The organism is Novosphingobium sediminicola, assembly GCF_014196525.1.
GTDB classification, from domain to species: Bacteria; Pseudomonadota; Alphaproteobacteria; order Sphingomonadales; family Sphingomonadaceae; genus Novosphingobium; species Novosphingobium sediminicola.
This window is the reverse complement of sequence record NZ_JACIDX010000009.1, coordinates 67,304-89,297: the sequence shown is the minus strand read 5'-3', so window position 1 is coordinate 89,297 and position 21,994 is coordinate 67,304. Positions and strand designations below refer to the sequence as shown.

Below are 21,994 nucleotides of genomic sequence, written 5' to 3'. Positions count from 1 at the left end.
GGGGATGGCCGGTTCGACGCATTTGCCCATCAGGTCAGGCTTCGCGCCAGGCGGGGGCGGTTTAATCCGGCCTGATGAAACGGATTGTTCTGGTTCTTGGCGATCAGTTGACGCCCACGCTCTCCTCGTTGCGGGCGGCGGATCGCGCGCGCGATGTGGTGCTGATGGCCGAGGTCATGGGTGAAGCCACCTATGTACGGCACCATAAGAAGAAGATCGCGTTGGTTCTGGCCGCGATGCGCCATTTTGTCGCTGAATTGCGCGCGGATGGATGGCATGTGGATTACATCACGCTGGATGATCCGGCCAACACCGGCAGCCTGCGCGGCGAAGTGATGCGGGCCTGCGCGCGCCATGCCATTGGCCATGTCATCGTTACAGAACCGGGCGAATGGCGGCTGATGCAGGATATGGAGCAATGGCCTGCCACCACGCTCCTGCCCGACGAACGCTTTTTGGCCGATCGCCACGGTTTTGCCGAATGGGCGCAGGGGCGGCTAAGGCCCGGCGGCGGCGGGCGGATGGAGCATTTCTATCGGCTGATGCGCCGCAAGACCGGCCTGTTGATGGAGGGCGACGCGCCCGCCGGGGGACAGTGGAATTTCGATGCCGACAATCGCGCCCCGCCGCCCGGCGCATTGGGCCTGCCCCAGCCGATGCAATTTGCCCCTGATGCGACAACGGGCGAGGTGCTTGACATGGTGCAGCGCCGCTTTCCCGATCATTTCGGCGATATATCGCCCTTCTGGTTTGCCACCGACCGGGCGCAGGCCGAGGCCGCCTTTGCCCATTTCCTTCGCCATGGCCTGCGCGATTTTGGGCGCTATCAGGATGCCATGCTGATCGATCACCGGTTTTTGTGCCATTCGGTGGTGTCTGCCTATCTCAATCTTGGCCTGCTCGATCCATTGGCCATGTGCCAGGCCGCAGAGGCCGAATGGCGCGCGGGGCGAGTGCCGCTCAACAGCGCCGAAGGGTTCATTCGCCAGATCATCGGATGGCGCGAATTTGTTCGGGGCATCTATTGGTGGCGGGGACCAGACTATGCGCGCTCCAATGCGCTTGATGCCCATCGACCGCTGCCCGGTTTCTACTGGAGCGCCGATACGCCCATGGCCTGCCTTCGCGCCTGCGTCACGCAAACGCGCGAGGAGGCCTATGCCCATCATATCCAGCGCCTGATGATTACCGGCAATTTCGCCTTGCTGGCAGGCATCGATCCCCATGAACTCCACGAATGGTATCTGGCCGTTTATGCCGATGCGTTTGAATGGGTCGAATTGCCGAACACCATCGGCATGAGCCAGTTTGCCGACGGCGGTCTGCTGGCCAGCAAACCCTATGCAGCCAGCGGCGCCTATATCGGGCGGATGAGCGATTATTGCGGGGCCTGCACCTATGATGTGAAGGCAAAAGAGGGGGCCAAGGCCTGTCCGTTCAACCTGCTCTACTGGCATTTCATCGCGCGGCACGCCGAGCGGTTGCGCCGCAATCCGCGCATGGCGCAAATGGTGCGGACATGGGAAAAATTCGCGCCTGAAAAGCAGGAGCAGCTAAAGCAGGACGCAGAGGCGTTTTTGGCCAGGCTTGCCTGATCAGCAACGGGGGACTGGTGTCACCATGGCACTCTGGCGCCATCCCATGCGAAAAATCCGCCGCTGTCCGCCGTGGTCAACCCGTCGATCACGGTCATGAGGTGCGCGGCGGCGGTTTGCGCCGTAAACAATTTGCCCGGCGCCACCGCGCCTTGAAACGGGGCGGAAAGCGCGCTGTCCACCGTGCCGGGATGCAGCGCAACAAGGATCGCATGAGGGTGGGTGCGGCGCATCTCTATCGCAAAATTGGCGATCAGCATGTTGAGGGCCGCTTTGCTGGCGCGATAGGCGTGCCAACCGCCCAGCCGATTGTCGCCGATCGAACCCACGCGCGCCGATAGCACCGCGAACACGGCCCGCCGATCACGCGGCAGGCGGGGCAGAATATGTTTGGCGATCAGGGCCGGACCGATCGTGTTGACCGCCAGCACGCGGGCCATCGCGGCGGCATCGATGGCCCGCAGCGACTTTTCCGGGGCAATAGTGCGCGCGGCATCATGCAGCAGGCCGCTGCTCAGGATCACCAGCTCGGGAGCGTGGTCGATCTGGCCCATGGCGGCGGCGATGCTCGCCTCGTCGGTCAAGTCGAAGGTGAAAGGCGAAACGCAAGGGGCAAAATCGCTGCATGACCGGCGAGATCCGGCGTGGATGCGCTGATAGCGGCCCGACGCCGCCAGACGTTCCACCAGCGCATGGCCAATCGCCCCGCCGGCGCCGAAAACCGCCGCGACGCTCATCGCAACCAGCCTTGCAGGATCGGGCGGAGCTTGAGAAACCCGCGATAGGCCGCCTCCAGCAACCAGAGAAACGGAGGAAACCGCGCCGCCTGACCAAGCAGGCGCAAGCGCGGAATGGCGCGCCACATGGCGGCAAAACCGGCAGCGCCATCATAGATCACATCGCCTTGCCGGGCATGAAAACGTTCGAGCATCAGCCGTCGGTCGAGGGGGCAGGGCTGGGCCGGGTCGGTCAGATCGATGAAGGTGATCAGGCCATCACGATCCCATCGGCGCATCAGCGCGATCTCGCGCAGGCACAGCGGACATGCGCCGTCATACCAAACGGTAAGGACAGCGCATCGCGTCAGGGAGGGAGCGTGAGCAACGACCATCGGCACTTTTTGCGCGTGCTGCGCATTGAATGCCACCTGACTTTTCGGGAAGGGATGCGGCCGGACAGAGGCGCGTCGATCCACAGGAACATTGACAAGGCAATTTAGGAAGCATACTTCGCATATCCAAGGCCGATGATGATCCCCCGGCTGCGACTCACAGGAGAGTGCGAGTATGCAATTCCATCTCAATGGTTTTCACACCGGCGATCCGGCCCTCATGCCCGCCGCCGCGCCCTGCGAATCGCACGATGAGGTTGATGTCCTGATTGTGGGCTGCGGCCCGGCCGGGCTGACACTCGCCGCTCAGCTCTCCCGTTTCCCCGCCATCCGCACCCGCATCGTCGAGCAGAAGTCCGGCCCCCTGCAATTGGGACAGGCCGATGGCATCGCCTGCCGTACGATGGAAATGTTCAACGCCTTTGGCTTTGCCGACCGGGTGATGAAAGAGGCCTATTGGGTCAACGAAACCACCTTTTGGAAACCCGACGAGGCCGATGCCGCCCGCATCGCCCGCCATGGCCGCATCCGCGACACCGAGGAGGGTTTGTCTGAATTTCCTCATGTCATCCTCAATCAGGCGCGGGTGCATGATTTCTATCTTGAACTGATGCGCCAGTCCCCGACCCGGCTGGAGCCTGATTACGGCCTGCGCGTGGTTGACCTGACCGTGCCGGAAGACCCTGAGGCGCGGGTGACCGTGCGCCTGCAACCGGTCGATGCCACGGGCGATGAAGGGATCGAGACGATTTCGGCCCGCTATGTCGTGGGCTGCGATGGCGCGCGCAGCCAGGTCCGCAAGGGGCTGGGCCGGGCGCTGGAGGGGGAATCGGCCAATCAGGCATGGGGCGTGATGGATGTGCTGGCCTATTCCGACTTTCCCGATATCCGCCTGAAAAGCGCGATCCATTCCAGCCATGATGGCAATATTCTCATCATCCCGCGTGAGGGCGGCTATCTGGTCCGCTTCTATATCGAGCTGGACAAGTTGGGCGCCGATGAACGGGTGAGCGCCAAGAACATCACCGTCGATCGCCTGATCGCAGCAGCCCAGCGCATCCTGCATCCCTATACGCTGGATGTGAAAGAAGTGGCGTGGTGGTCGGTCTATGAAATCGGGCAGCGTCTGTGCGACAAGTTCGACGATGTGGCCGCAGGCGATGAGGTCACCCGCAACCCGCGCGTGTTCATCGCGGGCGATGCCTGCCATACGCACAGCCCCAAGGCCGGACAGGGCATGAATGTGTCGATGCAGGACACGTTCAATCTGGGCTGGAAACTGGCCGCCGTCCTGCAAGGGCAGGCAGGCCCCGATCTGCTGCACACCTATTCCGCCGAGCGGCAGGCGATTGCGCGCGAGTTGATCGATTTCGACCGCGCCTTTGCCAAAATGTTCAGCGCCAAACCGCGCAAGGCTGATGGCGACGAAGGCGTCGATCCGGCCGAATTTCAGCGCTATTTCATCAAACAAGGCCGCTTTACCGCGGGAACGGCCACGCATTATCCGCCCTCATCCCTTGTCGGCCCGGATAGGTATCAGCCGCTGGCCTTAGGTTTTCCCGTGGGGATGCGTTTTCATTCTGCTCCGGTGATCCGACTGGCCGATGCGCGGCCCATGCATCTGGGCCATGTGGCGCAGGCCGATGGGCGCTGGCGGATCTATCTCTTTGCCGACCGGGGTGGAATGACGCCCGACGCGGCCCTCTCGCGCCTGTGTCATGCTCTGGAGACGAACCCGGCCTCGCCCCTGCTGCGCCATACGCCCAAGGGACAGGATATTGACGCCCTCTTTGATGTGCGCGCCGTGTTTCAGTCGCGCCACGATACGCTTTCGATGGATGCGCTGCCGGGCCTGCTGTGGCCGCGCAAGGGGCGCTATGGGCTGCGCGATTATGAAAAGGCCTTCTGCGCCGATCCGGCGGCGGACATTTACGACCTGCGCGGTATCGACCGCGATCACGGTTGCATGGTGCTCGTCCGCCCGGATCAGTTCGTGGCCCATGTCCTGCCGCTTGATGGGCATGATGCCTTGGCGCAATTCATGGCGGGAATATTGAACGCTGGATGAGGCGGGCAAGAGGCTTGAGATGGCCCGTTCTTTCGCGCTAGGTGAACCGCTATGAGCGACCTTGAACATCTCCCCGGCCATCTTATCCGCCGCCTGCAACAGATCTCGGTCTCTTTGTTCACCGCCCGCATGGGCGAGGCGGGACTGGACCTGACTTCGGTGCAATTCGCCGCGCTGATGACGCTGCGCGATCATCCGGGGCTGGATCAGAAGACCCTCGCGGGCCTGATCGCCTATGACCGGGTGACCATTGCCGGGGTGATCGACCGGCTGGAGCAAAAAGGGCTGGTTGAGCGCCAGACCAGCCCCACCGACCGCCGCGCCCGCGTGCTGACCTTGACCGAGGATGGGCGGTCTATGCTGGTCCGTGCCGCGCCATGGGTCGATCTGGTGCAAGAGGACATCCTGTCCGCCCTCTCAAGCGAGGAACGCGCGGGCTTCACCGCCCTGCTGGGCAAGATGACCACCGAGGGCAATGAGCTTAGCCGCGCGCCGCTGAGGCCCTCGCCGGTTACAGATTGACCGTCTGATTAGCCAGTTGCGCCATGGCCGGACGATGGCTGACAAGGACCAGCCCGGTTCCGGTCTCATCCAGCCATTGCCTCAGGCGCTGGCATAATAAAGCCTCTGTTACGCGGTCCAGCCCTTCGCTCGGCTCGTCCAGCAACAGCCATGGCCGCCCCGCCAGCAAGGCCCGCGCCAGTGCGATCCGCCGCCTCTGCCCGCCCGACAGGTGTGCTCCATCGCCGCCCAGCCATTGGTCGAGCGGGGCAATATCCTGCGCGCAGGCCACCCACAGCGCCCGCTCCATGGTCGTTTGGTCGATGCCGGGGCGGGCCAAGGCCAGATTGTCGGCCAGAGTGCCCGCGACCAGGGGGGCGTCCTGCGCCATAACGGCAAAAGTCCCGCGCAAACTGGCGAGTCCCAAGATGCGCGGATCAACGCCGTCCACCCGCAAGGTCTGCGGCGCGTCGCCCCGCAATCCGGCCAGCGTTTCGAGCAGTCGCGTCTTGCCGATGCCCGAGGGGCCGGAGAGGAGAACGCGCGCGCCGGGGCTGAAATCCCGCCCGGCTATATGCAGCATGGGACGCGTCGAAATCGGCACTGACGCAGGCGGATGCGCGGCCCCGATGGCTTGCAGGCGCGCCTCGGCCTGGCGCAATTGCGGCGCGCGCGCATCATGGGCGGCAAGACCGGCCCAGATTTCCAGCGCGGCCATGGCGGCCAACAGGCCCAATGCGAGCATGGCCGCAGATGCCTGCGCGTTTGCGGCGATCAGCGCCAGAATGAGGCCGGCAAGCATGGTCTGCGAGGCGGTGATGCTCCCTTCGCCTCGGGCCAGCATACGTTCGGCCTGTGCCTGCGCGCTGACGCTGCCTTCCAGCGCGGCGGCCAGTTGCGGAGCCAGATCGTAAACCGCTATATCGGCGGCGGGCCCGGCCATATCGGCATAATCACCCTGCGCGGCGGCATGGGCCTGTGCCACCTGCGCCTGCAATTGCGGCAATCTGGCGGCCAAAGAGCGGGCCGTCAAACGCATGGCCACCATGCCCAGCGCCATGACCAAACCCGCGCGCCAGCCCAACGTCGCCACCATCACCAGCCCTGCTGCCGCGCCCGCCATCCAACCGCCCACGCGCGCCACGCGCCGGATCGCGGCATCCTCCAGCAAATCGACATCGCGGCCAAAGCGGGCGGCCATCGCGCCGCTCCGCCCCGGATCGCGGCCGTTCAGCGCGTTCTGCGCCATGCGTGCAAACAGATGGGCGCGCAGGTCTGCCAGAGCAAAAAGCGCGGCGCGATGGCCCAGCATGCGCTCGCCATAGCGGCCTGCGGTGCGGGAGATGGCGGCGGCGCGAATGGCGGCGCTGGGCAACAGATAGTTGAACCCGGCGACCGCCAGTGGCCCGGCCATGCCCGCCACGCCTGCCCCCACCAGAAACCAGCCTGCCGTGGCCAGCAGGCCGATGGCTGCCATGGCCGCGCCGCCCGCGCAGACCATGCCCCAGCGCAGCGCGCGCCTCTGTCCGGCCAAAGGTGCGTCAAGCAGAATGCTCATTGCTCGATCTCCGGGTCGATGGAACATTGGGTGGCGGCCTGAGCGATGAGATCGGCATCATGGGTGGCGGCAATTACCATGTGGGTATGTGCCACCTCGATCAGCAGGGTGCGGATGGTGGCGGCCGTGGTGGCGTCAAGATCGGCGGTGGGTTCGTCGAGCAGCAAAATCGGGCGTTTCGAAAGGATCGCTCGAGCGAGGCCGATGCGCCGCCGCTCTCCGCCCGAGAGGCCTGAAGCGCGATGGTCGATGGCCATGTCCAGCCCGCCGCGCGCTGCCATCACTGCGCCAAGGCCCATTCTCTCAAGGATCGCCAGCATCGCCCTGTCATCGGCCATGCCCATTGCCAGATTGTCGCGCAATGTGCCGGGCAGCAGGGCCACCGACTGCCCCGCCCAGCCGATGCAGGGATTGGCCGAGCCGGGCAGAAAATCGGTCCCGTCGGCGATAATCCGGCCTTCTCCGACCGGCACTTGCCCGATCAAGGCCAGCAGCAGCGAGGATTTGCCGCTGCCCGTGGGGCCGGTCACCACATGCAGTCCCGGTCCGCGCCAGTCCCAGTTGAGCGGGCCGATCCGCGCCCCTTCGCGATGGGTCAGAATGACGCCTTGGCCTGTCCATTGGCGGGGCGGGGCAAGTGCGGCCACCGGGGCGGGCAGGGCGTCCATCGCTTCATCCATCGCGGCAAGAGCTGCCTCGCCGGTCTGTTTTTCATGATAGGCGGCGGCCAGACGGCGCAGGCCAAGATAAAATTCGGGCGCCAGCGCCAGCACAAAGAAGGCCCTGCGCAAATCGAGCGTTTCAGGCGCCGGAAAGGGGAGCAATCCCAACAGCGAAAAGCCGCAATAGACTGCCACCAGCGCCACGCAGAGCGCGGCAAAAAATTCAAGGATCGCCCCGGAGGCAAAGGCAATCGCCAGCACGGAAAGGGTCCGCTTTGCCGCATCCCCGGCGCCGGCGCCCAGATGGCGAGTCACTCGCTCCTCCGCGCCAAAGGCAAGGATGGTGGGCAGGGCGCGCAGGCGGTCGATAAACAGGCCCGACAGGCGTTCGAGCGCCTGATGTTGATCGCTTGCGCGCCGCGCCGCGGCCGATCCGGCCAGCACCATGCCCAGCATAAAAGGCGCCAGCGTCGCCAGCATGATCGCGGCGGCAACATGGCTGGCGGGCCATGCGGCCAGCATCACCAGCAGCGGAGAGACCCCCGAGGCCATGCGCAGCGGCAGATAGCGCGCCACATAGCCGCGCGTTGCGGCGGGCGCCTCAATGGCCAGATGCATATCCTCGCCCACCAGTCGCCCCCGCATCAGCCGGGTGGGCAGCAGGGCGGGCAACAGGGCGACCTGCCAGCGTGTCTGGGCGCGGATGGCGGCGGCGATGCCGGTATGATGCGCCTGCGATTGGGCCAGCGCCCGGATCAACCCGCCCGCCAGCAGCATGAAGGGGGCAAAACCGGCGATCCCCCCCGAAACGGCCCCCGAAATCACCCAAGCCAGCCCCATCGCCCCGACAATCGCGCCAACGGTATCCATTATCCACCAAAGGCTTGGGATAAGGGCCGGTCGTGGCGGGGGAAGGGAAGATGGCTTGACCATATTACAAATTGCTCATATTAGCATCGCCTGCAATTAGCAAGCGAGTCTGTCTGATACGCCCGCCTGCCATTTGCCTGCCTTGCGCCTGATGCGCTGGTCAATGGCTGCGCATGTTGCGCGGCCCTAACAGGGACATGTCCGATGGATATGGCGGTTATCGAACTATCGCGGCTGCAATTTGCTTTGACAGCCATGTACCACTTTCTCTTCGTACCTTTGACGCTTGGCCTCTCCTTCATGCTGGTCATTATGGAGAGTGTCTATGTCATCACCAAGCGGCCGATCTGGCGGGTGATCACCCGCTTCTGGGGACGGCTTTTCGGCATCAACTTCGTGCTTGGCGTGGCCACGGGCCTGACCATGGAGTTCGAATTCGGCACCAACTGGGCCTATTACGCGCATTATGTGGGCGACATTTTCGGCGCCCCGCTGGCTATCGAGGGGCTGATGGCCTTTTTCCTCGAAGCCACGATGGTGGGTGTGATGTTCTTCGGCTGGGATCGGCTCAGCCGGGTTCAGCATCTGCTTGTGACTTTGCTGGTGGCGTTGGGCACCAATTTGTCGGCGCTGTGGATTCTGATTGCCAATGGCTGGATGCAAAACCCGGTGGGCGCGGCGTTCAATCCCGAAACCATGCGGATGGAGGTGACCAACTTTAAGGAGGTGCTGTTCAACCCGGTGGCGCAGGCCAAATTCGTCCATACGGTCAGCGCGGGCTATGTCTGCGCCGCCACATTTGTGATGGGCGTTTCGGCGATCTATCTGTTGCGCGGCAAATGGACCAATGTGGCGCGCCGTTCGATGATGGTGGCCTCGGCCTTTGGTCTGGCTTCGGCGCTTTCGGTGGTCGTGCTGGGCGATGAGAGCGGTTATGCGCTGACTGACAACCAGAAGATGAAGCTGGCCTCGATCGAGGCCATGTGGGAAACCGAGCCTGCGCCTGCTGCGATCACGCTGGTCGGCCTGCCTGATGTGGCGGGGCGGACGACGCATTATGCGATTAAATTGCCCTATGTGATGGGCATTATCGGTACGCGCAGCCTGTCGGGCAAGATCGACGGGATCGAGGAACTGGTGCTGCGCGCAGATGAGCGCATTCACAGCGGGATCATCGCCTATGACGCGGTGGAGAAGCTGAAGCTGGATCGCGGCAATATTGCCGCCCGCGCCGCCTTTGAGGCGCATAAGCGCGACATCGGCTTTGCCCTGCTGCTCAAGCGCTATATGCCCGATCCGCGCAAGGCCGATGACAGGCAGATCCTGAAGGCGGCATGGGATACGGTGCCCAATGTGCCGGTGATGTTCTTCCTGTTTCGCGGCATGGCGGCGCTGGGCTTTGGCTTTATCGCCTTCTTTGCCATGGCCTTTTACTGCGCATCGGCCTGCCGGTTTTCCAAGCGCTGGTTCCTCAAGATTGCGGTGTTCATGATCCCGCTGCCGTGGCTCGCGATTGAAGGGGGCTGGGTGCTGGCCGAAATCGGGCGGCAGCCATGGGCGGTCGATGGCGTGTTGCCTACCTTCCTTGGCGCCTCTTCGCTGAGCGTGCCGCAGATCTGGGCCACGATCATCGGCTTTACCGCGCTTTACGGCACGCTGGCCGTGATCGAGATCCGTTTGATGATTGCGGCCATCCGCAAAGGTCCCATCGAGCACCACGAACCCATGGGCGCCGTGCAGGGCTTTGCCCCGCTGCCCGCCGAATAAGGGGGAAGATCCATGCATATTCCGCTTGATTATGAAACACTGCGGGTGATCTGGTGGGCGCTGCTGGGCGTGCTGCTGATCGGCTTTGCTCTCACCGATGGTTATGATCTGGGGGTGGGCGCGCTGCTGCCCTTTGTCGGGCGCAGCGACGAGGAGCGCCGTCTGGTCATCAACGCCATCGCGCCCCATTGGGAGGGCCATCAGGTGTGGTTCATCCTTGGCGGCGGTGCGATCTTTGCCGCATGGCCCTTTGTCTATGCGGTCAGCTTCTCCGGTTTCTACCTTGCCATGTTCCTCGTGCTGGCGGCGCTGATCCTGCGGCCGGTGTCGTTCAAATATCGCTCGAAACATGCCGATGCAGGCTGGCGCAACCGCTGGGACTGGGCGCTGTTTGTCGGCGGTTTCGTGCCCGCGCTGGTGTTTGGCGTGGCTGTGGGCAATGTGCTGATCGGCGCGCCCTTCCGCCTCGATAGCGATCTGCGCATGACCTATGAAGGCTCGCTGCTCGGCCTGTTCACGCCCTTCACGCTGCTGACGGGCCTGCTCTCGGTGGCCATGCTGGCGCTGCATGGCGCGGCATGGCTGGCGGTCAAGATCGAGGAGGGGCCGGTGCTGGTCCGCGCCCGCGGCATGGCCCGGATCGCGGCGGTGTTGACGATCGCGCTGTTCCTGATCGGCGGGCTGATGGTGGCGCGCGGGGGCATGGGCATGGCGATCCGGGGCATGGTCGATGCGAATGGCCCCTCCAACCCTCTGCTCTCGGCCAGTGTGGTTGCGCCCGGCGCATGGCTGGGCAATTATCGCGCGCATCCATGGATGGTGCTGGCGCCGGTGCTGGGCCTTGTCGGGCCGCTGGTGGCGCTGGCGGGCATTGCGGCGCGGCGGGGCTGGCTTAATCTGGCGGGCACGGCGATGGCCACCACGGGTATTATCGCCACGGTGGGTTGCTCGATGTTCCCCTTCATCCTGCCGTCCTCCATCGATCCGCGCTCCAGCCTGACGGTGTGGAATGCCTCGTCCAGCCATATGACGCTGTTCATCATGCTGATCGTCACGGTCATCTTCCTGCCGGTGGTGCTGGCCTATACGGCATGGGTGATGAAGATGCTGGGCGGTCGGGTCACCTTGCGCGATGTGCGCTCCAACCCTGATTTCTACTGAAAGGAACACGCCATGTGGTATTTTACGTGGGTGCTGGGTCTGGGCCTTGCGGTGGGCTTTGGCATCATCAACGGGCTGTGGCACGAATTCAATTCGCCCATTGATGACGACCCGGCTGTCTGACCCAACTCTCTGACCAAGCTCTCTGACTCTGGGGTCTGATTTCCCCTGTCAGACTCTGCGAGGCGGCCCCGGCCCTTCCCGCCGGAGCCGCCTTTGCGCTTTATTTCACCAGCCTTGCCGATTGCACCACCATCGCAAACAAGGTGTTGAGCGCGGTCGAAACGCTGCCATCGGTCGAAACGGTCTGGAACAGATAGGTGCCATCGGCATTCTGGCTGGCGCAGGCCTGCAACTGCTGCTGAATATAGGGCACGTTGTTGGCCGCCGTGCTGTTGAAGGTGGGGTGCAGCGTGTAGTTGATCGTGGCGGGCAGGTATTGCGTGTAAAGAATGGCGATGCGCGTGCCTGTCGCCTTGATCGCGTTGCATTGCGAAATGTTGTTGGCGTTGAGCTGGGTTATGCCGTCGCCCGTATTGTCATCCTCCAGCCCGTCGGTCACCAGAATCAGCACATTTTGCGGCGATGCCTGCGTGCCGCTGCCCGATGTGCTGGGCATGGTCGATTGCATCCAGGTGAACATCGAGGTGAAATTGGTGTCGGCATTGCCGGTATAGGTGCTCAGGCTGGTCCAATAGGAATTGGCCGCCAGCAAGGGGGCCTGCGCGCCCATATTCGGAAAGGTCAGGCCTTGCAGTGTGGCTACATCGGTCATCGTGCCAAAGGGCGAGGTCGACAGCGGCGCCGGATTGCCCACGTTGAACGTGAAGAACTGCATCTTGTAGATCGGCGGGACGCTGGCGGTGGCATATTGCTGTTCGACGCGATAGGCATATTGGATGACGCCTGCGGCGGCATCGCCCTCGGCATCGGTGCGCAGGGTGATGGCCGACTGGCCCGGATTGACCGTGGCGTAATTGCGCGCCAACCACCATGTATCGGGGAAATTGACGCTGACGGTGGTGGTTTTCGACGCGCCCGTGGGCAGATAGGTCAGATTGACCGGATTGGCCGCTGGATTATAGCCCGAACAATAGGTGGCCGACCCGCCCAGCCCGCCGCCCGTGCCCAGCTTGGTGCCATTGTTGTCATAGACCGTGCCGTCGCAGGCCACGCGGTAAAAGGTGATGCTGCTCGACGTATTGTTGTTGAGGTAAATCGGGCGCGAATTGGAATCCACCACATAGGTGCCCGCGTTCCATTGGTGCATATTGTTCGAATGACAGGCAAAGTCGCAGCCATCGACGCGCCCGTAATAATATTGCTCGCCATTCCAGCGCGCGCCGGCGGTCAGGTTGGTGATCCCGGGGGTGGTGGTGGGCAGCAGCATCGAGGGTGATGTGTCGAGCGCAATGTAGAAATTGATGCTGGGCGGCTGGGATGCGCTGGCGCTGGCGCTGCCGCTGATGGGCAGCGTGGCGACGCGCAGGATGCTGCTGAAAATATTGCTGGAACTGGCCGTATAGGTGATCTTGGCGAGGCGCAGCGTGCCGAGGCTGCCCGATTGGGTGCTTGTGATCGTCACGGTGCGGCTGATGTTGCTCAGCCCGCTCAGGCCGTTGACCTGCTGGTCGAACATGTTCTGTGCGGCCAATTGGGCCGCCGCATCGGTCTGGTTCAGCATTTGCGGGACCACCGCGGCCAGAACCGCCGCGTCGGCCGCAGCGTTCAGCTTGGTCTGCAACCTTTGCGCCCGGCTGTAATCCACGCCAAATCCGGTGGCAAAGACCAGCGGAATGATGGCCAGCGCCGTCATCGCCATCACATTGCCCCGCCCATCCCGGCGCAGGGAGCAGAAAATGGAAGAGAAGCGAAAGCTCATGGCGCGCGACCTATGGCAGGCGGGGGATCATATAGTCCTGATCGCTCAGCTTTATCGAGGTGAGCGTGCCAAGACCGATGGGCGGGGTATAGGAAAAGCTGATCTGGCCCAGAAAGATGTAGCCGCCTGCGGTGCCGACCACGACTTTGTTGGCGCCGCTGGTGGTGTTCTGACAGACGTTTGAGCCATCGGGCGAGGTAGGCACCATCGGCGTGGTGATCAGATTGGCCGGAATGGACACTACGCTGCCCACAGTCAGCGAGGAGGCGACCGTGGCGCCATTGGTCTGGGCCTGGCTCCACACGACATAGGCATGGGTGGCGTCGCACACGCGCAGATTGCTGATCTGCAGCGTGGTCAGGGCCGCCGACATCGGCGTCATGACCAGTTGCGCCGAGTTCATATAAGTGGTCAGCGTGGCCGAGGTGACGGTGGTGGAGGGCGACACATTGCGCCCGACCAGATCGGAGAGCGCCCGCGTGGCCACCGTGACCTTGCGCGAACAGGCGATCATGTCAGCCACCACATAGCCGCCGATGAAGATGATCAGCAGCACCGGCAGCACAAAGGCGAATTCGACCAGCGCCGCCCCATCGCGGCTGCGCGCCAGATGGCAGATCGGGCGGCGACTTAGCATGAAGAGACCCCCGTGGCGCAGAGATAGCCTTCGACCGTCACCACCGAGGTGGCCACCAGCATCCGGTTGCCATTGGCCTGATTAACGAAATTCAGCCCCAGCGGCGCCGACACCGTTGGCCACAGATAGATCAGCTGAACGATCACCAGCGATTTTTGGGTGCCGCTGATCCCGCCATTGGTGTTGGTCGTGCCCGCGCAATTGGATTGGCCATAGCCGGTGCCGGTGCTGGTCAATGTACCGTTGGTATAGGTGAAGGTGGGCGCGGCGATGGTGGGGGTGGTGCAGGTTGAGGGCACGACCTGAACGTTCACATAGAGCCGGTTGCAGGTCAGAAAGGGCGGCAGCGAGGACGGATAGGTCACCGCCGCGCCGCTCGAATCCTTGCCTGAAATGCCGCTGCATACGGCGGTTTTGAAATCGGCGGCCTTCATGCCGGTATAGGCGCTGGTCCCGCTGCCCAGTTGCAGGGTCTGGGCAGCCCCGGTCAGGATCAGGCGCGAGGAGGCTTCAACCGCCGTTTCCAGCCCTTCCTGCGCCAGATAGATCAGCGCAATATGCAAAATGGCCAGAAGCAGGGCGATAAAGGCCGGGGCGATGATGGCAAATTCCACCGTCGGCCCGCCCGAGGTGTCCTGGCGCAAGCGTTTGGAAAAGCGGGAAAGGGCAAAGCCCCACGCCCCGCCAAGGGCATGACCAGATTCCAATGCGACCGTCCTGATACTTTACGCGACCCTAGGTGTTTATATGGGATTTTGATTAAGAATATCTTGCCCACAGCAACACCGGCCCTTGGGCCTATGTGGCATGCAGGACGCCGCGATAGGACGGATCCTCCAGCACACGCCCCGCGCCCAGAGCCACGCAATCAAGCGGATTGTCGGCCACCCGCACCGGCAATCCGGTCTCCGCCGCCAGCAGCCTGTCGAGATTGGCCAGCAGCGCCCCGCCGCCCGTCATGATGATGCCGCCGTCGATGATGTCGGCAGCGATTTCGGGCGGGGTGTTTTCCAGCGCGCTGCGCACGGCCGCCACGATCTGGCCCACCGGTTCGGCCAGCGCCTCGACAATCTCGGTCTGCGAGATGGTGATTTCCTGCGGCACGCCGCGCACCAGATCGCGCCCCTTGACCACAGCGGCAGGCACTGCCCCATCCTCCGAGAGCCGCGCCGCGCCCAGCAATAGTTTGACCCGCTCGGCGGTCGCCTCGCCGATGAGCAGATTGTGGGTGCGCCGGACATAGGAAACGATGGCGTCGTCCATCCTGTCTCCGCCCACGCGGACCGACATGGACATGCTGATCCCGCCGGTGGCGATCACGCCCACCTCGGTCGTGCCGCCGCCGATATCGACCACCATCGAGCCGATCGGATGCGTGACGGGCAGATCGGCCCCGATCGCGGCGGCCATGGTTTCCTCGATCAGCCAGACCTTGCGCGCGCCCGCGTTGGAGGCGGCATCCCGGATCGCGCGCCGCTCGACCGAGGTGGAGCCGGAGGGGACGCAGACGATGATTTCCGGGCTGCCGCGCATCCGGCCCCTTTGGCCCTGCGCCTTGCGGATGAAATGTTTGAGCATTTGTTCGGCGACATCAATGTCGGAAATGACGCCGCTGCGCAGGGGGCGAACCGTCCTGATATTTTCGGGCGTGCGGCCCATCATCAGCTTGGCGTCATTGCCGACGGCCAGCACGCTGTGAACGCCATGGATGGTTTGCAGGGCCACCACCGAAGGCTCGGCGATCACCACCCCCCGGTTGCGCACATAGACCACCGTATTGGCCGTGCCGAGATCGATCGCCAAATCGGATGAGGCATAAGAAATCCGGTCAAATATGGACATGTCACCGCTCAATTTTCATAAAAAACCGGCAGGAGCCTTATCCAGATTAGCCGAATATGAACCGCAGGCGCGAAGTGCGACACAATCCCGCAGGCGTAAGACCAACGGCCTTGGCGCCCATCATGCGGCATATGGTGCCCGGCCCGACCTTGCCCGGCCCGAGTGGTGGGACGCGAACGCCAGAGCGGCCAGCGCAATCCCCATCAGGCCTACGCCATGCCAGCCCATCGCCCGCCACGCCACCATGGCCAGCGCAGAACCCATCGCCCCGCCAAGGAACATGCCGCCCATGAATAGGGTATTGAGCCGCGCGCGCGCCTCGGGACGCAGGGCATAGACCATGTGCTGATGCGAAATCAGCGCAGCCTGCACCGCCAGATCCAGCACGATGCAGCCCAGCGCGAGCCCTGCAAGCCCGCCTGAAACCCCGGCCACGGCCCAGCCGACCATGGCCAGCATCGTCCCGGCGGTGATCGCCACGCGCGGCCCGCGCCGGTCGGCCAGATGACCCGCCAACGGCGCGGCCAGCACGCCCGCTGCGCCGATCACGCCGAAGGAACCGGCCACCGCCGGGCCTTGACCCAATTGCTGGATATAGAGCGCCAGAATGCTCCAGAAAGCGCTGAAGGCGGCAAAGAGCATGGCCTGCGTCATCGTCGCCCGGCGCAGCACCGGCAGATCACGCCACAAATGCCAGAGCGAGCCAAGCAGCCGGGGATAGGATGGTCCCTGTTCGGGCCGCGAGACGGGCAGCATCGCGCGCAGCAATCCGCCCGCCATCAGCGCCAGCGGCACGCCCAGCCAGAACATCGCGCGCCACCCGGCCTGTTGCCCGACAAGGCCCGCCAGCGTGCGGCTGAGCAGGATGCCTACCAGCAGGCCTGCCATCACCTTGCCGATCACTGCGCCGCGCTTTTCAGGCGGAGCCATATGCGCGGCCAGAGGCACGATCTGCTGCGCCACCGTGGCCAGCGCGCCCACCACCAGCGAACCCAGCAGCAGCGCTCCGGCCCCCGGCGCCATGGCGGTTGCGGCCAGAGCCGCCGCCAGAGCGACGAACTGGGCGGTGATCAGCCCGCGCCGCTCCACCCGGTCGCCCAGCGGCACCAGCAGGAACAGGCCGAGCGCATAGCCAAGCTGCGTCACCGTGGGCACCAGCGCGGTCAGCGCGCCGGGAAGATCGCGCTGGATCAGGCCGAGCATCGGCTGATTGTAATAGATGTTGGCGACGGCCAGCCCGGTGGCGGCCGCCATGGCATAGGTCAGGCCCGCGCCCAGAGGCTTTGCAGGCGCGCTCATGACACCGCCTCATCGGCCAGCGCGGGATAGTCGGTATAGCCATGCGCGTCGCCGCCGAAGAAGGTGGCCGGGTCGCCTTCGTTGAGCGGGGCGCCGAGGCGCAGGCGCGCGGGCAGATCGGGGTTGGCGATGAAGGGGCGGCCAAAGGCGATCAGATCGCCGCGCCCCTGCGCCAGCGCTTCCTCGGCGCTTTGGCGGGTATAGCCGCCCGCCAGAATGATCGGGCCGGAAAAGCGGCGGCGAATGTCCTGCATCAGCGCCTCTGCCTGCGGGTCGATCTCGGTGGCGATTTCGCGGCCCTGCACGCGCGGTTCGACCAGATGGAGGTAGGCCAGATCACGCTTGTCGAGTTCGCTGATCAGATGGGCGAAGACGGCTTCCGGCTCGGCCTCATCCATGCCGAAGCCCTTGCCCAATGGGGCCAGACGCAGGCCGACCCGCGCACTGCCGATGGCGGCGATGACTGCGTCGACCACCTCGAGCATCAGCCGCCCTCGGTTTTCCGGCGATCCGCCATAGCGGTCGGTCCGCCAGTTGCTGGCGCTGTTGAGGAACTGGTCGAGCAGATAGCCGTTGGCGCCATGGATTTCGACCCCATCGGCCCCGGCGGCGATGGCGTTGCGGGCGGCCTGCGCAAAATCGGCGACGATCATCTGGATGCCCGCGATGGTCAGTTCCTGCGGTTCGGGGGCATCGGCGAAGGTGCCCTTCCCATCCGGGCCGGGGATGAAGGCCTTGGCGGGGACGGGCATGGCGGTGGGGGCAACGGGCCGCGCGCCGCCGGGCTGGAACACGCTGTGCGACACGCGGCCCACATGCCAGAGCTGGAGGAAAATCCTGCCGCCTTTTTCATGCACGGCCTGCGCGATTTTGGACCAGCCGGTGATCTGTTCGGGCGAATGGATGCCCGGCGTCCAGGCATAGCCCTGACCTTGCTGGGAAATCTGCGTGCCTTCGGAAATGATAAGGCCCGCCGAGGCGCGCTGGCGGTAATAATCGACGGCCAGATCGGAGGGCACATTGCCGGGCGCGGCGCGCGAGCGGGTGAGGGGCGCCATCACGATCCTGCTGGGCAGATCAAGGGCGCCGATGCGGATGGGGGCAAAGAGCGTGTCGGAAGTGTGGGGCATTATGTGGAACTCCATGGGGGCAGGGCCTATAGGAAGGTCCGGCGGGATGTCCATGGAATGGACCTTTTTCTGTTTGCTGATAATCCGGTGATTTTCGCGATCATCTTTGCATCTGGCGCAAAGATCAAAGGGCGCGGTCCCAATAGGGCGGGTTGCCAAAGCGCTCGGCCAGAAAATCGACAAAGGCGCGCACCTTGGGCGATCCGCGACGATCGGGCAGGTAGAGCGCATGGATGCCTGATTCGCCGGAGGGCGCCGCGCCCGCCCGGCCGATATCGGCCTGCCATCCGTTTAGCAGAGGGCGCAGGCTGCCTTGGGCGATCTCTTCGCCCGCCAGCCATGTGGGCAGCATCACCACGCCGAAACCCGCCAGCGCGGCCTCTTTCAGCGCCTCGGCCTGATTGGCGCGCAGCGGGCCTTTGACGCGGATCTGCTCGACGCGCTCGCCCTTGGTCAGGCGCCAGCGCCGCTCGCCATCGGTGAAGGCGAAGGTGAGGCAAGCGTGATCGGCCAGATCGGCGGGCGTTGCGGGCGTACCTCTTTGCGCCAGATAGGCCGGGCTGGCGCAGACGATCCGCCGATGCGGCGCCAGACGCCGCGCGATCAGGCTGGAGGAATCAAGCGCCCCCAGACGGATCGCCACATCGACCCGCCGTTCGACCAGATTGATGACCTCATCGCTCATCAGCAGGTCCAGTTCCACACCGGGATGTTCGGCCATGAAACGGGGGAGGAAGGGCACGATATGCATCCGGGCAAAGGAGGTGGGCAGGCTGACCCGCAACAGGCCGCGCGGCGGCCCGTCACGTTCGCGGATGCTGCGATGGGCCTCTTCCAGCCCTGCCAGAATGACCACGGCCTGCGGGTAATAGGCCTCTCCGGCAGGCGTCAGCGACAATCGCCGCGTGGAGCGGTTGAGCAGGACGACGCCCAGTTCCGCCTCCAGCGCATCGACATGGCGGGTATAGGAGGATGCGGCCTGTCCGGCGCGCCGCGCCGCCGGGGCAAAGCCGCCTTCCTCCACCACGGCCACAAAGGCCCTGACCGCTGCAAACATGTCCATGCGCTCTGATAGCGGGGATGGGGCATGAGGGCCACCCCGATCCGGTCTCACCAGGCGGTGGCGCCTCCGTCGATGCGGATGTCGGCCCCGGTGACATAGCTGGCCTCGGTGCTCGCCAGCCATGTGGCGCACCATGCGATATCCTCGGGCAGGCCGATTCGTTTGATCATCATGGCTTTGAGCGCTTCGAATTCGAATTGCGGGTCGAAGGCCATATGCCGCTGGGTCTGCTGCGAAAGGATCAGGCCGGGTGAGATCGAATTGGCGCGGATGCCGTGGCGCACGCCCTCCATTGCCAATTGGCGGGTCATGGCCAGCAGCCCGCCCTTGCCGGCGCAATGGGCCAGCGCGGGCGAACCGTTGAGTGCGCCATGCGCGTTGGCAGAGGCGAAATTGATGACCGAGGCACTGTCGCTTTGCTTCAGCCAGGGCCAACAGGCGCGGGTGGCCAGAAAGACGATGTCGAGTTCGCCCTGCAGGGTGCGCTGCCATTCGGCATAGGTCATCTCCTCGACCCAGCGGAAGATCGAGATGGCCGCCGCCGGGATCAGGGCGTCGATGCGGCCATGGCGGTTGCCGATGGCTTCGATGATGGCGTTGACCGCCTGCTCGTTCAGCACGTTGCAGGGGTGGGCGATCACCGCCCCGCCGCATTCGGCGGCCAAAGCATCGAGCGCATCGGCGTCAATGTCCAGCGCGTGGACGATGGCCCCCTGCGCCGCAAACATTCGCGCACAGCCCCGGCCGATGCCCGCCCCAGCCCCGGTGATGACCGCGATCCGCCCGGTCAGTCTTTGTTGCCCGCGCGCCAAGTCGGCAAAGGGCGTTTCCATGGTGCTGGTCATGAAGTCTTCCTGATTTTGCGGCCCGACGGCTTTGGATTGTTGCGCGACAGATAGGTGCCGAGTGCGGCCAGTTCGGCATCACTGATCTCGGTCTTGCGATAGGGGGCCATGACCGTGGCGCCGTTGCGGACAAAGAAGGCGACCAGTTCGGGCGTCAGATCGCGGCGTTCCTCGAGGAGGGCGGGCAGTATGCCGCCATATTTGGCCGCGAGGGCGGCGGTGCCGGGCTTTTGCGAAGCGCCCGGATTGCCTATGCCCGGCCCATGGCAAGGCGCGCAATTGCGGGCGAAAATCGCCTGCCCCTGAGATGCGGCATCGGTGGCCATGGCGGGCGAGGTCCACAGTATGGCGGCAAGGAGGAGCCAGCGCATCATGCTTCCTTTCGCATCGCGCGGGGCCAGAAACCGCCGCGTCCCGGCGCGATGATCCCCTTGGGATCGACCGCATCCTTCAATGTTTCGCAAAACCGGCGCAGCGCGTTGCCGTTGAAATCATAGGTGGCCATCACCTGATCCTGAAACAGCGGCGGGGTGCGATATTCGCCATAGCCATGGCGCGCGCCCAGTTCGATCAGCCTGCGCATCGTCTCGCGCGAACGCTGGTTGACCTTGGGATCGGAGCGCGAGACGGGCAGGCCCGCGGTCAGCGCAAAGATGCGCGGCATCCATGTGAAGGGCGCGGTGAAAGGGCCATAGGCCATGGGGAAATCCGCGCCCATTTCGCGCATACCCTCGGTGAACAGGCGCTGTGCTTTCATCACTTCCTCACCGCTGCGTGCGACCATGGGGGAAAAGAGGAGGTGGCCGTCGGCGGGTTCGGGGTTGGTGGCGCTGCGCGCGCCAATGGCGAAGATGTTGAGATTGGGCACGCCGATCAGCACTTTGTGCAGGGCGGCTTCCTCGGCCTGCGGGCTTAGAGGAAAGTGCAGGGTTTCGATGGTCTCAAAACGTGCGCCGGGTATGGCTTTGGCAAATTGGGCCTGCGCATGGCGCCAAATGGCCTCGACCACTTCGGCGGGGCCGTAAAAGCTGAGGCCCAGTTGCCAGACCGGCATCGCCTTTTCGGCGGCATAGCGGTCGATGGCATTGCCGTTCCACACATCGGGCGCAGTGGCGATATCGCGCAGCGCCTTGTCGGCAAATTGCGCGCCGAACATGGGCGATTCATACAAAGGCATGCCGATCAGTCCGGCATCCTCCAGCTTATTGGCCACCTCGACCAGCGGCACGATATCCTGCCGCCGATAGGCCAGCACGCGGCGGTGGAGAAAGCATTCCGGGCGCGGCATCAGGTGGATGCCCATGCGCGTGACGATGCCGAAACCAGCCTGAGCAAAGAGGCCATCGACATAGGGGCCAAAGCCATAGCGGAAATCGCCGGAAGTCTTGGCCGAGGTCATCGCGCCCATGCCGGTGCGCATCACCTCGCCATCGGGCAGTACGACCTCCAGCCCGCAATGCGATCCGAAATGGTCGCGATAGGAGGACCATGTGTGACCCACCCCGTGATCGAGCGCATTGCCCATCACGCTGCCCCAGCCCGGATCGGGCACGTCGATCCATACATCAAGGCCGCGTTCCTGAATGTAGCGATAGAGGTCGAAATAGGAGACGCCCGGTTCGACAATGGCGAAATGGCGCTTGTCATCAACCTCGATGATGCGGTTCATCCGCTTGAGATCGACGATCACGCTGCCCGAGAGATTGGAGGCCGAGCCGCCATAGCCAAGGTTGCGCCCGGTTGCGATGGGGAAGAGCGGGATGCCGAAATGGTTGGCGATGCGCACGACCGCCTGCACCTGTTCGGTGGAATTGGGGGCAATGGCGGCGGAGGCCTGCCGCTCCTCGGCCTCGCCCCAGACGGGGGAATAGGCGTCGCGATAGAGCGTGACATCATCGTCAGCGGTGAACAGCGCATCGGGGCCAACGGCGGCGCGCAACTGGGTGAGCGCCTCCTGCCAGAGTTGCGGCGAGAGGTGAGGAGGTAGAGGCATCGAAGCGCTC

General features: G+C 64.2%; 20 protein-coding genes. 6 read left to right on the top strand and 14 right to left on the bottom strand.

All coding sequences use genetic code 11. From position 1 onward, the window contains the following. Window positions 1-74 precede the first annotated feature (74 nt). Entirely contained in the window at window positions 75-1,595 is a 1,521-nt protein-coding gene (locus GGR38_RS12660) for a cryptochrome/photolyase family protein (RefSeq protein ID WP_183626072.1), read from the top strand. A 20-nt stretch (window positions 1,596-1,615) separates the two neighbouring features. On the opposite strand, the gene GGR38_RS12655 is transcribed toward GGR38_RS12660, so the two are convergent. Next, window positions 1,616-2,332 (bottom strand): SDR family NAD(P)-dependent oxidoreductase, encoded by a 717-nt coding sequence (locus GGR38_RS12655; protein ID WP_183626071.1) that lies wholly within the window; start codon window positions 2,330-2,332, stop codon window positions 1,616-1,618. Further along, window positions 2,329-2,706 (bottom strand): thiol-disulfide oxidoreductase DCC family protein, encoded by a 378-nt coding sequence (locus tag GGR38_RS12650; RefSeq protein ID WP_183626069.1) that lies wholly within the window; start codon window positions 2,704-2,706, stop codon window positions 2,329-2,331. Before GGR38_RS12650 ends, GGR38_RS12655 begins: the two co-directional genes overlap by 4 nt. A 175-nt stretch (window positions 2,707-2,881) precedes the next feature. On the opposite strand from GGR38_RS12650, the gene GGR38_RS12645 reads away from it, so the two are divergent. Next, window positions 2,882-4,774, top strand: coding sequence for an FAD-binding monooxygenase (locus GGR38_RS12645; protein WP_183626067.1), 1,893 nt, complete (start codon window positions 2,882-2,884; stop codon window positions 4,772-4,774). A 51-nt stretch (window positions 4,775-4,825) separates the two neighbouring features. Further along, a complete protein-coding gene (locus tag GGR38_RS12640) occupies window positions 4,826-5,296 on the top strand; it encodes a MarR family winged helix-turn-helix transcriptional regulator (protein ID WP_183626065.1) in 471 nt (156 codons plus the stop codon). Here the strand turns inward: GGR38_RS12640 and GGR38_RS12635 are convergent. Both GGR38_RS12635 and GGR38_RS12630 read right to left on the bottom strand, forming a co-directional pair. Continuing rightward, complete coding sequence (locus tag GGR38_RS12635; RefSeq protein ID WP_183626063.1) at window positions 5,286-6,833, bottom strand: ATP-binding cassette domain-containing protein; 1,548 nt, start codon at window positions 6,831-6,833, stop codon at window positions 5,286-5,288. The two genes, GGR38_RS12640 and GGR38_RS12635, sit on opposite strands and share 11 nt — an antisense overlap. Then, window positions 6,830-8,365 carry an ATP-binding cassette domain-containing protein gene (locus tag GGR38_RS12630; protein ID WP_183626061.1) on the bottom strand — a complete coding sequence of 512 codons (1,536 nt, stop codon included), beginning with the start codon at window positions 8,363-8,365 and terminating at the stop codon, window positions 6,830-6,832. The genes GGR38_RS12635 and GGR38_RS12630 overlap by 4 nt, the downstream gene beginning before the upstream one ends. Window positions 8,366-8,569: 204 nt before the next feature. Between GGR38_RS12630 and GGR38_RS12625 the strand changes: the two genes are divergently transcribed. From GGR38_RS12625 to cydX, 3 genes are read left to right on the top strand one after another with little or no spacing between them, the layout of a single operon-like run. After that, a complete protein-coding gene (locus tag GGR38_RS12625) occupies window positions 8,570-10,132 on the top strand; it encodes a cytochrome ubiquinol oxidase subunit I (RefSeq protein WP_183626059.1) in 1,563 nt (520 codons plus the stop codon). Window positions 10,133-10,144: 12 nt separating this feature from the next. Beyond that, complete coding sequence (cydB, locus tag GGR38_RS12620) at window positions 10,145-11,293, top strand: cytochrome d ubiquinol oxidase subunit II (RefSeq protein WP_183626057.1); 1,149 nt, start codon at window positions 10,145-10,147, stop codon at window positions 11,291-11,293. 12 nt (window positions 11,294-11,305) lie between these two features. Next, a complete protein-coding gene (gene cydX / locus GGR38_RS12615; protein WP_084391181.1) occupies window positions 11,306-11,416 on the top strand; it encodes a cytochrome bd-I oxidase subunit CydX in 111 nt (36 codons plus the stop codon). 100 nt (window positions 11,417-11,516) lie between these two features. On the opposite strand, the gene GGR38_RS12610 is transcribed toward cydX, so the two are convergent. The 10 genes from GGR38_RS12610 to GGR38_RS12565 form a co-directional block, all read right to left on the bottom strand. Continuing rightward, window positions 11,517-13,175, bottom strand: a complete 1,659-nt coding sequence (locus tag GGR38_RS12610; RefSeq protein WP_183626056.1) for a pilus assembly protein TadG-related protein — start codon at window positions 13,173-13,175, stop codon at window positions 11,517-11,519. 10 nt (window positions 13,176-13,185) lie between these two features. Next, window positions 13,186-13,812: a TadE/TadG family type IV pilus assembly protein gene (locus tag GGR38_RS12605; RefSeq protein WP_183626054.1), complete on the bottom strand. Its 627-nt coding sequence runs from the start codon at window positions 13,810-13,812 to the stop codon at window positions 13,186-13,188. Further along, a complete protein-coding gene (locus tag GGR38_RS12600; RefSeq protein WP_183626052.1) occupies window positions 13,806-14,519 on the bottom strand; it encodes a TadE/TadG family type IV pilus assembly protein in 714 nt (237 codons plus the stop codon). The genes GGR38_RS12605 and GGR38_RS12600 overlap by 7 nt, the downstream gene beginning before the upstream one ends. A gap of 91 nt (window positions 14,520-14,610) precedes the next feature. Then, a complete protein-coding gene (locus GGR38_RS12595; RefSeq protein ID WP_183626049.1) occupies window positions 14,611-15,654 on the bottom strand; it encodes a rod shape-determining protein in 1,044 nt (347 codons plus the stop codon). A gap of 120 nt (window positions 15,655-15,774) precedes the next feature. Next, window positions 15,775-16,953 carry an MFS transporter gene (locus GGR38_RS12590; protein ID WP_246404596.1) on the bottom strand — a complete coding sequence of 393 codons (1,179 nt, stop codon included), beginning with the start codon at window positions 16,951-16,953 and terminating at the stop codon, window positions 15,775-15,777. Next, complete coding sequence (locus GGR38_RS12585; protein ID WP_183626047.1) at window positions 16,950-18,083, bottom strand: alkene reductase; 1,134 nt, start codon at window positions 18,081-18,083, stop codon at window positions 16,950-16,952. The genes GGR38_RS12590 and GGR38_RS12585 overlap by 4 nt, the downstream gene beginning before the upstream one ends. A 124-nt stretch (window positions 18,084-18,207) precedes the next feature. Then, entirely contained in the window at window positions 18,208-19,146 is a 939-nt protein-coding gene (locus GGR38_RS12580; protein WP_183626046.1) for a LysR family transcriptional regulator, read from the bottom strand. A 47-nt stretch (window positions 19,147-19,193) separates the two neighbouring features. Then, entirely contained in the window at window positions 19,194-19,991 is a 798-nt protein-coding gene (locus tag GGR38_RS12575) for an SDR family NAD(P)-dependent oxidoreductase (RefSeq protein ID WP_246404594.1), read from the bottom strand. Continuing rightward, entirely contained in the window at window positions 19,988-20,365 is a 378-nt protein-coding gene (locus GGR38_RS12570; protein ID WP_221227094.1) for a c-type cytochrome, read from the bottom strand. Before GGR38_RS12570 ends, GGR38_RS12575 begins: the two co-directional genes overlap by 4 nt. After that, complete coding sequence (locus GGR38_RS12565) at window positions 20,362-21,984, bottom strand: FAD-binding oxidoreductase (protein WP_183626044.1); 1,623 nt, start codon at window positions 21,982-21,984, stop codon at window positions 20,362-20,364. The genes GGR38_RS12570 and GGR38_RS12565 overlap by 4 nt, the downstream gene beginning before the upstream one ends. Between the last annotated feature and the right edge of the window lie 10 nt (window positions 21,985-21,994).